The organism is Clostridium lapidicellarium (genome assembly GCF_041224415.1).
Lineage (GTDB): Bacteria > Bacillota > Clostridia > Clostridiales > Clostridiaceae > Clostridium_B > Clostridium_B lapidicellarium.
Map to the genome: position 1 here is coordinate 105129 of NZ_JBGFFE010000004.1, position 12531 is coordinate 117659.

Sequence of the window (12531 nt, forward strand, 5' to 3'; positions counted from 1 at the left end):
TATCACCTCCTTACAATATCCTGTAATTCACAAGTTCCTGCAGCTTTTCATAGGCCTTTTTTGAATCTATAATTTCTCCTGCCATATCTATTCCCTCTGCTATACTCCCGGAAGCTTTCCCAATATAAAGTGCCGCTCCACTGTTCAAAAGCACAATATCCCTTTTGGGACCTTTACCGCCTTTTAAAATTTCAACTATGGACTTGGCATTTTCAAAAGCTGTGCCGCCTGCTATGTCATCCATGCTGGAGACCTTGATATCAAAATCTTCCGGATTTATAGTATAATCTTTTATATTACCATCTTTAAGCTCACTTGCATAAGTCCTAGATGTAGTGCTTATCTCGTCGAGGCCGTCCTCTCCGTGAACCACCAGAGCTCTTTCACATCCCAGATTCATAAGCACTTCAGCCGTCAGATGAGTCAAGTCTTTATCATATACTCCAAGCACCTGTCCTTTTACAAAGGCAGGATTCGTAAGCGGCCCCAGAAGGTTGAACACAGTTCTTGTCCCCAATTCTTTTCTTGGACCTGCCACATTTTTCATGGCACTGTGATACTTTTGGGCAAAGAGAAATGCCATACCATTTTCATCTATACTTCTTCTGGCATCCTCCGGATTTAAATTTATATCAAATCCAAGCTTTTCAAGTACATCTGCACTCCCGCTTTTACTGGACACTGCCCTGTTACCGTGCTTTGCCACCTTCACTCCTGCAGCAGCCGCAACTATTGCAGCTGCAGTTGATATATTGAAGGTCTTTCCACCATCACCGCCGGTTCCACAGGTGTCGATGACATAATCAGAATCAAGCTTTAAGGTCAGGGCATTGTCCCTCATCGCCCTGGCAAAGCCTGTTATCTCCTTAGAAGTTTCTCCTTTCATTCTGAGAGCTATCAAAAATCCTCCTATTTGAGAATCAGTTGCCCTTCCATGCATGATCTCATTCATGGAAGCATAAGCTTCTTTTTCTCCCAGATCATTTCCACCTATAACATCCTCAATTATTTCCTGCAGCATTGCAAATCCCCTCCACAAAATTTTTGATAATTGTCTTCCCATTTTCCGTAAGAATGGACTCAGGATGAAATTGAAGTCCATAGACTCTATACTTTTTATGTTTTACAGCCATTATTTCCCCGTCATCAAGGCTTTCGCCAATTACAGCAAGCTCCTCGGGAAGACTTTTTCTCTCTAAAACAAGAGAGTGATATCTCATCACATCTATGGAATCTTTCAAATGTTCAAATATTTCACTCTGTTCTAAAGCCACTTGGGATGTTTTCCCGTGCATTATATTCCCCGCTCTCACCACTCTGCCCCCATAGGCACAGCCTATGGCCTGATGTCCAAGGCATATTCCCAGAATCGGTATCCGAGCTCCAAATTTCCTGACTACATCTATACATATACCTGCATTTTCAGGTATTCCAGGTCCTGGAGAAAGTATTATCCCATCCGGATTCAGCACATCTATTTCCCTCAAAGATATCTGATCATTTCTCACCACCTTTACATTTTCATAGATTTCTCCAACATACTGGTAGAGATTGTAGGTAAAAGAATCATAATTATCTATCAAAAGTATCATTATATCACCTCTATCATGGCCCTGGCCTTGTTAAGTGTTTCCCTATATTCATTTTCAGCAACGGAATCATAGACAATACCTGCCCCTGATTGAACATAGGCATACCCGTCTTTAAAAAGTATGGTCCTTATTGCAATACAGGTATCCATGTTTCCATTGAAGGAAAAATACCCTACAGCTCCCGAATATATTCCCCTTTTGCTGTCCTCCAGTTCGTCAATTATTTCCATTGCCCTTATCTTTGGAGCTCCGGATACAGTTCCCACCGGAAGGCAGGATATCAATGCATCTATATATCCCAAATTTTTCTTCAGCCTGCCTGACACCTTTGAAACTATGTGCATTACATGGGAACAAAAGCCTACGTCCATAAATTTATCCAGATTTATACTACCAAATTCACTTATCTTTCCTATATCGTTTCTTCCCAGATCCACCAGCATGACATGTTCTGCTCTCTCTTTTTCATCACTTAAAAGTTCCTGCCTGAGTTTTATATCCTCCTTTACATTTTTACCCCTTGGTCTTGTGCCCGCTATGGGATTGGTGGTCACTCTTCCGTTTTTCACAGATACAAGACTTTCAGGTGACGACCCTGCTATCTTAAATTCTCCAAAATCAATATAGAACAGATAAGGGGATGGATTTTCAGATCTGAGCCTTCTATACACGTCAAAGGGATCGGAAATACTCTTTGACTTCAGCCTCTGGGACAAAACCACCTGGAATATGTCGCCTGCCTTTATATATTCTCTGGCCTTTTCCACCATTTTGCAGTATCTTTCTTCCGTAACATTGGAAGTAACATGTTTTGCCGCATTTTTTCCCTCAAGTTCATGAAATGAATTTCCCCTGCCTACCATATTTTTTAACTGTTCCAGCTGAAATTCTACCTCATGATAAGTCACACTATCCCCTTTCATAAAATTGTAAATGAAATAAATTTCATGTTTGAAATGATCATAGCAGATAAACTTTTTATAAAACATCACATAGGATTCCGGAGTCTGAATATCATCTTTATTTTCATCAGGCAGCTTCTCGTATTGCCTTGCAATATCATATCCCACATACCCTACTGCCCCTCCTGTAAACGGAATGGAAAGGCCTAAAGTCTCATAGGGAACATTCAAATATTTTCTAATATAATCAAGTACTTTTCCTTTCACTTTCTCTAATGAACCTTTTTTTTCCACACATATGTCGTTTCCACAACTTCTCACTTTCATATATGGATCCACACCTATAAAAGAATACCTGCCTATCTCATTTTCAGAATGTATGCTCTCAAGCAGAAATTTATTTTTTCCGGCTAAACTGTAATAAATACTTATAGGAGTCGTCTCATCCCCGCTGCTTTTCATGAACAGCGGAAAATTCTTCTTCAAGTTTTTATAACTGCAAAACTCCCCTTCAGACAAATTTATCATTTTACCACCTTTCTCCAAATAAATTGATATTAAATGCAAAAAGGCCATTTCATCCACAAACTGGGACGAAATGACCGCGGTGCCACCCATTATTAATTTGAAAAATAGATTTTGATAAACAAAAAAAGCATTCCATCCAAAAGGACGAAATGCAAAATTTCGCTGTACCACCTATTTACAAACTATCTCATTCAGGTACGGATTTTACTCGATACCCTGTCTTTTTAACGGTAGACTACCGTCTCCTGCTACTATCATTTCGCAGGGCACCTCGAAGACCCATTCAATACAGGCTACAGCACCCGGCTCTCACTGCCCCGGACTCGCTTAAACTAAATTCCTCTATCTACTCTTTCCTCTCATAAGTTTTAGAAATTGAATTATTTTATATAATATACCACTTTCTCAAAATTGTCAATATGATTTTTACGTTTATTGACAATTTTATTTTAAATGTGTTAGTATTTAATAAATTAAATATTGAATTCTTATCAAGAGAGGCAGAGGGACTGGCCCTATGACGCCCGGCAACCTGATTATTTCAAAGGTGCCAATTCCAACAGGTTATATAATTTACCTGAAAGATGAGAAAATTATAAAATGACTTTCTTGTAAATTATAAAACAGGAAAGTTTTTTATTTTGTCAAAGTCTTAAGATATAAATATAAAGTCTTTTTCCCAAAACGGTTAAAAGATAAAATCCTATATTCATCAATAAGGAGGGTACTATGAAAGTAACAATTAATGGAAAAGGCAAGGACATAAAGAAAGGGGTGACTGTAACAGAAGTTTTAAAAACAGAAAATGTAAAAATGCCGGATATGGTTTCCGTACAGTTAAACGATGAATTTGTGGACAGAAACAATTTCAGCAGTACTGTTTTAAAAGAAAATGACAAGATTGATTTTTTATACTTCATGGGAGGTGGAAACATTGGATTTTAGCGAAGATCAGATAGAAAGATATTCAAGACATATAATTCTGTCTGAGGTAGGTGTAGAAGGCCAGGAAAAACTTTTGAACTCAAAAATTCTCATAATAGGTACAGGAGGTTTGGGAGCGCCGGCTGCAATGTATCTTGCCGCTGCAGGAGTGGGGACTTTGGGTCTCGTAGATGGAGACGTAGTTGATCTTTCAAATCTTCAAAGGCAGATAATACACCAGACAAAAGACGTTGGAAAACCCAAGGTTCAATCCGGAAAGGAAACCATAAACAAATTGAATCCGGATGTAAATGTAATAACTTATAATGAGCTTGTAAATTCAAACAATATACTGGATATAATAAAAGATCAGGACTATGATTTCATAATAGATGGTACAGATAATTTTCCAGCCAAATTTTTAATAAATGATGCCTGTGTATTTTCCAAGAAACCATTTTCCCACGGGGGAATAATAAGATTTCAAGGACAGCTCACCACTTACATACCTGATAATGGCACTCCATGCTACAGATGTATTTTTCAATCGCCGCCTCCAGCAAATGTCGTCCCAAGCTGCAGGGAAGCAGGTGTTCTGGGCGTAATGGGTGGAATTATAGGAACACTTCAGGCAACAGAGGCTCTCAAGTACATACTCAAAATTGGAAGCAATCTTGCCGGATACCTTTTAACTTACGATGCGATTAAAATGGAGTTTAGAAAAATAAAGGTATCTAAAAACAAAAGCTGTAAAGTATGCGGTGATCACCCCACGATAAAAAAATTGATAGACTATAAGCAGGCTGCTTGTGATCTTAAAACAGAGAAATCGAGCAAGTGACGGTTATGATATATATAGACAAACTACAGTATAAAAAAATTTTAGAGCAGGCCAGAAATGAATTTCCAGATGAATGCTGTGGTTATCTTGCAGGATTAAACCACGGCGAAGATATTCTCATAAAAAAAATATATGTTTTGACGAATAAGGATCACAGCAGTAAGCATTTTTCCATGGATCCCGCCGAACAGTTCAAAGCTGTAAAACTTATGAGAACTGCAAAGCTCAGTATGATTGGAAATTATCATTCCCACCCGTATTCACCTTCCAGACCATCCAAAGAAGATAAAAGGCTCGCTTTTGATGATAAAATATTATATGGAATTTTATCTCTTGAAAAAGAAAAGCCGGTATTTAACTTATTTAAAATTGACAAGGACAAAAATGTTAAAAAACCTGAATACAAAATAATTTAAAAAGGAGTGAAATTATGATAGAAATAAATGAAGATCATTACAAATCCATAGAAGACATAAAAGAAAAGTCTGAAGAATATTTAAATGATAAAATAGATCCCGTAAGATTTAAAGCCTTCAGGGTTTCCATGGGGGTATATGAACAGAGGAAAAAAGAAACCTACATGGTAAGAACCAGGATACCGGGAGGGGTCATATCCTTAAAGCAGTTCAAACATATAAGCAAGTTGGCCGAAAAATATTCAAAAGGTAAATTGAAATTCACCTCCAGACAGGACATTCAATTTCAAAGTGTGGATTTAAAAGATGCCTATCCAATATTAAATTCTCTTATAGAAGTTGGCATAATAACAAAGGGCACTGGTGGAAATACCGTACGAAACGTGGAGTGTTCCCCTCTTTCAGGTGTTTCAATAGATGACGTCTTTGACGTGACACCTTACATGAAGGCAGCTACTAACTATCTCATAAAAGATCCAACTACCATGAATATGCCCAGAAAATACAAAATAGGCTTTTCCAACAGCTCAAAAGATACAGGCAATGTAACCATATCAGATCTAGGTTTTATTGCAAAAATAGTGAATGACAAAAGAGGTTTTGAGGTATATGGAGCCGGAGGATTCGGCGGAAGCCCAAGAGTAGCTTTAAAATTAAGTGATTTTATACCTGCAGATGAAATACTCTACTATATACAGGGTCTTAAAAACGTATTTGAAGCAGAGGGAGACAGAACCAACAAAAACAAAGCCAGAATAAGATTCATACTCATGAGATTAGGTGGAAAAAAATTTGTTGAAGAATTAGAAGGGGAAATACGCAAATTAAAGAAAAAAGGCGATCTCAACATACAAGTGGATGAAAATGAATTTATACTGCATTCTGATGCTAAAATAGTCCGAGATATAAAAGTAGACAGGAAATTCAGAAATGTACTGTTCCCACAGAAACAGAAAGGTTATTATTCTGTTTACATTCATCCTCAAAGTGGGAATCTAAAAGTGGAAAATTTAAATAAAGTCTTTGATTTTATAGAAAAATTGAACTATGAAATATCCATCAGGGTCACAAATACCCAGGGCTTTTTTATAAGGGATTTAAAGAAAAAAGATGCTGAAGACCTCATAAAAATAACGGGTACCTTTACTTCCATATACAATATAGACAATTCTGTAACCTGTGTTGGCGCCTCCACCTGCCAGCTTGGATTATGTCTTTCACAAAATCTTTTAAAAGCCATAAAGAAAAAATTTGAAGGTGCCTCATCTGAATTAAGAGATGCACTGCCAAGATTGTTTATATCAGGCTGTCCAAATTCCTGTGCCCAGCATGAAAAAGGTGCCATAGGCCTTCATGGAAGAGCCAAGCGTACGAAAAATGGGCTCGTACCTATGTATTCCATATCCTTTGGAGGTAAAGTGGGATCAAATATAGCCAGAATGGGGGATGATTATGGGGATGTTCCTGTAAAGAAAGTACCGTTATTCATATATGAGCTTGCCAAACTGAAATTAAATTCCGGGCATGAAAATTTTTATGATTTTTTGGGCAACAAATCCGAAGACATACAACAGCTTATAAACAAATACACCAATGTGGATAAATTTGTTGAAGATCCGGATATATATTTTGATTTCGGAGCCTGTGAAAAATTTTCACTGAAAGGCCGCGGACCTGGAGAATGCAGTTCGGGTGTAATGGACATCATAAAACTTGATCTGTCAAATGCAAAATCATCACTGGAAAGGTACAAGAATACAAAACAAAACTCAGATCTATACTCTTCCGCATTGTCTTCAGCAAGGACTCTTCTGGTACTCAGAGGGGTGGATTCCAACAAAGACAGGGAAATATTTGAAGAATTCAACAGGAACTTTATAGAAACGGGCTATGTCAAATCTTCAATTAAAAAATTGTTTCAGGATCTTATAGACTATAAAATTGACGGGACAAATGACATATCATCTAAAGCACCTGAAGTTGAATATCTCTACAACAAAGTAGAGGCCATGTACAAATCCCTGAACGGGAAGCTGGAAATAACACTTCCAAAAGAAAAAAATGAAAACAGCTGTGAAGTTAACAGCCGGAATAAAACTTCAGATTTCAAAATTGTGGATCTGAGAGGGGTAAAATGCCCTATGAACTTTGTAAAAGTAAAGATAGAACTTTCCAAGATAAAATCCGGACAAAAAGTAGGATTTTACCTAGATGACGGCGACCCTATAAACAATGTTCCGCAAAGTGTAAAAAAAGAGGGAAACAAAATAATTTCTACGGATGCAAATTACAATGGTTATAATCTGCTCGTAGTTCAAAAAAAATGACATAAATTCATTTTCAATTAACAGGGAGATGACATTATAAATTTTCATGTCATCTCCAATAAAGTAATTAAAACAAAATTTCAGTCCGTATATTTTATCTTTGAGTATTTAAGGGCCCCATTATCCACACCCAATTTTATGACTCCCATTTCATCCAGATACTGTACATAGGACTCGAGCATTTTTGTCATAACGGCATATTTATACTTGCTGTTTACATGCAGTTTGAATTTTTTTATAACAGATTTCATAATCTCTTCCATTGTCATGGAACCGCTTATTATATCGTATATTTTTTCCACCCTGGTTTTATAAAAATTTATATTGTCGGCCACGAGTTTTGTAATATTGTCAAATATCCCCCTATGAGCCACTATGTATTCACTGAAATTTAAACCATAAAGTTTTTTCTTGCTTTTCAAATCTTCAGTAAGTATATAAGCATAAGGCATTTTTGCCCCTTTCATGACTTCATAACCTATGAGAGAATCTCCAAGATATGCAACATCATCAGGAGTAATAATACATATATGTGCGGGACTGTGACCTGGTGTATGAATAATTTTAAATTCAACACCACCTACAGACACCGAATGCTGGTGGTTTAAAATCATAATATCCGTTTTACAGATCATACTCCCGAAATGTTCTTTTATATCGGATAACGTCTGATTATTATAATAAAGTTTTAAATTTACTGCAGAGCTGCATATAAATGCCTCATAGGCTGGCATAGCAATATTGCATCCATATTTTTCCTTCAAATATGAATTATTTCCCACATGATCTATATGTCCATGAGTGCATATTATACCTTTGACTTTAAAACCATTCCTTTGAAGGATTTCATTTATCCCTCTTCTTTCTCCTGCCCATCCCGTATCCAGCATGATAATTTCCCTTTCATTGATCTTATAAAAAGGTATATACGTCATCCCCGTGTCGATACAAAACGTACTGCCCTTCACTCTTTTTACCTTCATATTTTACCTTTAGCAAATTTTACTAAAGCTTAGTCCACCTTTCTTGCATCATTTTTTACTATATTTCTTACCAATATAAAAATTATAGCATCAACAACTATAGAAATCCATAATCATTTCAAAACAAAAGTTTATGACAATTACATTATCTCCCAAAGGTTTCCACACTATTTTCTAGAATTATTTTTTAAAAGTGGGGTGATGTATTTATGCTCAGAAATTCTATAAATAAAGCTGTTCAATCTGTTGTCAGTTCATTCAAATTTAAAAAAGTATCTGATCTGACTAAAAAACAATTTACTGAAATTCTTTCAAAATCAATTTACGAAGCTATAACCGACAAAGATTATATAAAAGAAATATATCAACAATTGCCTGCGCAAATTCAGCTTGAGATGAGAGAAAAATCCGATAAACTAATTTAATTTATGCAAAATAATAAATAAAAATAGCCTGAACCAAGATAATAGCTCATGGCTAAATAATCACATTATTTTGCACGAAAATTATCAAATTAATAAAAATACCATAAATGAGTGTATTTTTTGTTCCAGCTATAATATAATAATAGAGTGTGCGAGTGAATAATTACAGAGAATTTGTAAATTCACAAAATCATGCTATACGAGAAAGAACCCATATACAAACAAGTAACTTCTTCCAAAAGTTACTTGTTATTTTCTTTTTCAGGTTTATCTTTATTAACTGTATGATATTTTATAAATTTTTACGGCATTTTTATGCTGTTTTTAACCTGTAAAGTATTTGTCCACACCGTTCATTTTGAATTTCATTTCTATTCTTACATTTTTGTATGACATCTGGCGCTCATTCATGTATCCGAATAATTTATTTATTTTTCTTTTCCATTATTTTTTATTTTCCTCCAAGCAAAATAAGCACCCACCATTTAGGATGCCTATCTTGTATAATCTTAAGGGAGATCGATTTTATAAAGAATCTGCTGGCGGTTGCATTTAAATTTAACGTGCCCTGCAACCGCAGACACCAGTAATAGTAATTACCAATAATATTTTTATATAAAGCAATTATTTTCATTTTCTTTAAGGCTTATTCCCTCAGGACACTTATAAGTATACATGGTTTCTATTACAACTTGGTGCCATATTAATTAACTATTTGCAACAAATCCAATTATTTTATGAATAAAATGAGAATAAACGCCAATTAACAGTGCTTATCCTAGTGGATATACACAATCCAAGCAAAATTATTTCTTACCATGATAATTTTTCCAACATCTATCACATGTTAAACAGCAATGAGTGGCAAAATTAGGGCAGTGTCCAGCAGCTGTATACCCACTAACGGTTGGTTTGGAACCATAAGCCATATTTTTTAGCCAGTTAACCATATGCACCTTTATTGCTATTAATTTCAACAAAATCACCTTCAACATCATATTAAAGTTAAGTTGTATGGATATTATAACATTTCATATTAATAAATTCGGTAACATTAGTAACATATCCATTACACTAATCCATAAATCTCCAGTATCTAAACTTATATTGCATTAAACCTCATTCCAGGGATTTTCACCCCTAGATTTTTCAATTAAATGTACCTACACGCAAATACTTTAATATACTAAAAAATCAAATCAAAGACTTAAAATAATGATTATAATACACGGATAATAATCTATCTGTGTATTTCTAAATTACTTAAATCACAATAACCGCAAAACAGTTTTTTTTGATACAAAAAAGGACTTTTATAACATTTTTTTGTTATAAAAGTCCTTTAAAATATGTAATCAAATTGAGTAAATTCAATGGTTTAAGCTATATCAACTGGCGGGAATATGTGGGAATCGAACCCACCCGTCGTGGTCTTAGCACGGCAACACGGTTTTGAAGACCGGCAGGCACACCAGCACCTATCTACTCCCATTTAAAAGCACCATGTATCATTATAAGTACACTATGCTATAATGTCAACAAATTAATAAAGCAGAACCCATAAAATAAATTTATATATTCTATCAGTATTTCCTATAAATAACTTTACACTTACTATAACCATAATGCAGCAATTATATACAGTATTTTCCTGGGTGTTAATACAGGACTCTCGAATCTCCAACCCTTTTTGTGAGCTTTATACTATCAAAATGTTCCATAAATATAGTAGCATATTTTCTGCTGGTATTCAGTTCATCCCTCAACTGGGCAAGAGACATACTCCCCCGTGATCTTATAAAATTTACTACAACATCTTTTGCTTTCTCGTAATCCCTGGATAAAAAGCAGCAGTTTTCTCCAATTTTCACTAAATCTCCACTGTCTATCAGAGATTCAAATACCATTTTAAAATTCCCCTTATCCTCACAGCCAGCTTCCATTTCCGTATATTTAGGGGGAATAAACCCTTCCTTATCAAATTCTGACAGTATTTTTTCTTTAATTTTTTTCTGCACCGGAGTATATTTTACTTTGAAGTTCTTCAAGGATATAAAACTGCCGCAAGCTTTTACCTTACCTTCATCTTCCAGTAACTCAACTATACAGCTGTATAGTTTTTGCTTTATTCTGCTGCCAAACACCCTGTTTTTTATTTCTTCCTTGGACATACCGGTTTTCAAAGGATTTTTACTGTGGAAATCCTTTAAAATACTTTGAAGAACTTTTACCTTTTCGTCTAAAAAACCCCTGTGAAGGTATACCGGTTTTTCTCCTTCATTCAACACGATTACCGATCCGCTCTTTACGAGTTTTTCAAGCTCTTCTTGAATATTCTCATCTCTTTTCCCAATGGCTTTTAATATATCTTCTTTTCCAGGATATCTGCCGCTTAAATTTTTAATTGTATTTTCAAGTATATTTTCAGTTCTGCCGCTTTCTTTCAGTTTTAATTCTTTTATATATTCCAAATTGAACCTCTTTGCCTTTCTGGCTGCAGGCTCTATTATAATGCCGCCACCTATGGTATACATCGGGGAATAGCTCCTTATTACAAATCTGTCATTTCTCTGGGAAGTAAGCTGTTTTTCCAGTCTTAACTGAACATAAGCTTCCCCTCCGGGACTTATCTCCTCCCTGTCAAGTATTACAACTCTACATATAATTTCGCTGGTGCCGTGGTAAAGTCTCACTCTCTGCCTGTTTTTCAAAGGTCTGGAGGCGCTTTTAAGATAATATAACTTGCAGTCCACCATGAGAGAGGGTTCCATAAAATTTTCTACAGATACCACATCACCTCTATTTATATCTGAGGTCTTGACATTAGCTAAATTAACTGCACATCTCTCACCTGCCTCCGCCTCCTTTACCTGCTGTCCATGAATTTGTATCCCCCTTACTTTGGATTTTATCTTCGAGGGGTATATCTGTACATTTTCACCTTCTCTTATTTTTCCACTGATTACAGTCCCGGTTACAACAGTTCCGAAACCACTTATGGAAAATGATCTGTCCACAGGGAGCCTGAAATGACCGGTGGTATCTTTCTGAGGCACTACATCTGTAAGTTTATCTATATCTTCTACGAGAGAATTCAGTCCTTCCTTCGTTTTAGAAGAGACTTTATGAATGGGGACATTCTCCAGAAAAGTTCCCTTGAATTCATTTTTCACATCTTCCACCACCATGTCCAGCCATTCTCTGTCAACCAAATCAATTTTGGTTATCACTATGATACCCCTTTTTACATTTAACAGCTGAAGTATTTCAAAATGTTCCTTAGTCTGGGGCATAATTCCCTCATCTGCTGCAATGACCATAAGTACCAAATCTATTCCGCTGACTCCCGCCAGCATATTTTTTATAAATTTTTCATGACCTGGTACATCTATAATTCCAGCTCTCTTTCCAGAAGGCAAGTCGAAAAAAGTAAATCCGAGATTTATGGATATTCCCCTTTCCCTCTCTTCTTTTAAGGTATCGGTTTCCCTTCCCGTAAGAGCTCTTATAAGAGCGGTTTTACCGTGATCTATGTGCCCTGCTGTCCCTATTACAACATGTTTCATATAAATTACCTCCAACTCAAGCCAACA

The 12531-nt window shown here is 35.8% G+C and carries 10 protein-coding genes, 1 tRNA gene and 1 riboswitch; of the genes, 5 read left to right on the forward strand and 6 right to left on the reverse strand.

The window, feature by feature from the left end; all coding sequences use genetic code 11:
• Nucleotides 1-10 precede the first annotated feature (10 nt).
• The 3 genes from trpD to trpE are packed head-to-tail and all read right to left on the reverse strand — an operon-like array spanning nt 11 to nt 3022.
• A complete protein-coding gene (gene trpD, locus AB8S09_RS04915; RefSeq protein ID WP_369868594.1) occupies nt 11-1021 on the reverse strand; it encodes an anthranilate phosphoribosyltransferase in 1011 nt (336 codons plus the stop codon).
• Nucleotides 1002-1592, reverse strand: a complete 591-nt coding sequence (locus tag AB8S09_RS04920; RefSeq protein ID WP_294183659.1) for an anthranilate synthase component II — start codon at nt 1590-1592, stop codon at nt 1002-1004. The genes trpD and AB8S09_RS04920 overlap by 20 nt, the downstream gene beginning before the upstream one ends.
• A complete protein-coding gene (trpE, locus tag AB8S09_RS04925; protein WP_294183657.1) occupies nt 1592-3022 on the reverse strand; it encodes an anthranilate synthase component I in 1431 nt (476 codons plus the stop codon). Before trpE ends, AB8S09_RS04920 begins: the two co-directional genes overlap by 1 nt.
• 485 nt (nt 3023-3507) lie before the next feature.
• A riboswitch (SAM riboswitch) is annotated at nt 3508-3613 on the forward strand.
• Nucleotides 3614-3751: 138 nt separating this feature from the next.
• Between trpE and thiS the strand changes: the two genes are divergently transcribed.
• From thiS to AB8S09_RS04945, 4 genes are read left to right on the forward strand one after another with little or no spacing between them, the layout of a single operon-like run.
• Complete coding sequence (gene thiS / locus AB8S09_RS04930; protein WP_294183655.1) at nt 3752-3967, forward strand: sulfur carrier protein ThiS; 216 nt, start codon at nt 3752-3754, stop codon at nt 3965-3967.
• Complete coding sequence (locus AB8S09_RS04935; protein ID WP_294183653.1) at nt 3957-4787, forward strand: HesA/MoeB/ThiF family protein; 831 nt, start codon at nt 3957-3959, stop codon at nt 4785-4787. Before thiS ends, AB8S09_RS04935 begins: the two co-directional genes overlap by 11 nt.
• 5 nt (nt 4788-4792) lie before the next feature.
• Entirely contained in the window at nt 4793-5203 is a 411-nt protein-coding gene (locus AB8S09_RS04940) for a M67 family metallopeptidase (protein WP_294183651.1), read from the forward strand.
• A 14-nt stretch (nt 5204-5217) separates the two neighbouring features.
• Nucleotides 5218-7530 carry a ferredoxin-like domain-containing protein gene (locus AB8S09_RS04945; protein ID WP_369868595.1) on the forward strand — a complete coding sequence of 771 codons (2313 nt, stop codon included), beginning with the start codon at nt 5218-5220 and terminating at the stop codon, nt 7528-7530.
• Nucleotides 7531-7610: 80 nt separating this feature from the next.
• Here the strand turns inward: AB8S09_RS04945 and AB8S09_RS04950 are convergent, their stop codons facing one another.
• Nucleotides 7611-8513 (reverse strand): MBL fold metallo-hydrolase, encoded by a 903-nt coding sequence (locus AB8S09_RS04950; protein WP_294183645.1) that lies wholly within the window; start codon nt 8511-8513, stop codon nt 7611-7613.
• A 209-nt stretch (nt 8514-8722) separates the two neighbouring features.
• Here AB8S09_RS04950 and AB8S09_RS04955 point away from each other — a divergent pair, with 209 nt between their 5' ends.
• On the forward strand, nt 8723-8938 hold the full coding sequence (locus tag AB8S09_RS04955; RefSeq protein ID WP_294183644.1) for a hypothetical protein: 216 nt from the start codon (nt 8723-8725) through the stop codon (nt 8936-8938).
• 1393 nt (nt 8939-10331) lie between these two features.
• Here AB8S09_RS04955 and AB8S09_RS04960 read toward each other — a convergent pair.
• A tRNA-Sec gene (locus tag AB8S09_RS04960) sits at nt 10332-10428 on the reverse strand.
• A gap of 168 nt (nt 10429-10596) precedes the next feature.
• Nucleotides 10597-12504, reverse strand: coding sequence for a selenocysteine-specific translation elongation factor (gene selB, locus AB8S09_RS04965; protein ID WP_294183642.1), 1908 nt, complete (start codon nt 12502-12504; stop codon nt 10597-10599).
• Nucleotides 12505-12531 lie beyond the last annotated feature (27 nt).

What these genes read in the sequence shown, in the direction of transcription:
- AB8S09_RS04940 (WP_294183651.1), top strand. Translation starts at nt 4,793, where the DNA reads ATGATATATATAGACAAACTACAGTATAAAAAAATTTTAGAGCAGGCC.
- AB8S09_RS04950 (WP_294183645.1), bottom strand. Translation starts at nt 8,513, where the DNA reads ATGAAGGTAAAAAGAGTGAAGGGCAGTACGTTTTGTATCGACACGGGG.
- AB8S09_RS04955 (WP_294183644.1), top strand. Translation starts at nt 8,723, where the DNA reads ATGCTCAGAAATTCTATAAATAAAGCTGTTCAATCTGTTGTCAGTTCA.
- AB8S09_RS04945 (WP_369868595.1), top strand. Translation starts at nt 5,218, where the DNA reads ATGATAGAAATAAATGAAGATCATTACAAATCCATAGAAGACATAAAA.
- thiS (WP_294183655.1), top strand. Translation starts at nt 3,752, where the DNA reads ATGAAAGTAACAATTAATGGAAAAGGCAAGGACATAAAGAAAGGGGTG.
- selB (WP_294183642.1), bottom strand. Translation starts at nt 12,504, where the DNA reads ATGAAACATGTTGTAATAGGGACAGCAGGGCACATAGATCACGGTAAA.
- trpE (WP_294183657.1), bottom strand. Translation starts at nt 3,022, where the DNA reads ATGATAAATTTGTCTGAAGGGGAGTTTTGCAGTTATAAAAACTTGAAG.
- AB8S09_RS04920 (WP_294183659.1), bottom strand. Translation starts at nt 1,592, where the DNA reads ATGATACTTTTGATAGATAATTATGATTCTTTTACCTACAATCTCTAC.
- trpD (WP_369868594.1), bottom strand. Translation starts at nt 1,021, where the DNA reads ATGCTGCAGGAAATAATTGAGGATGTTATAGGTGGAAATGATCTGGGA.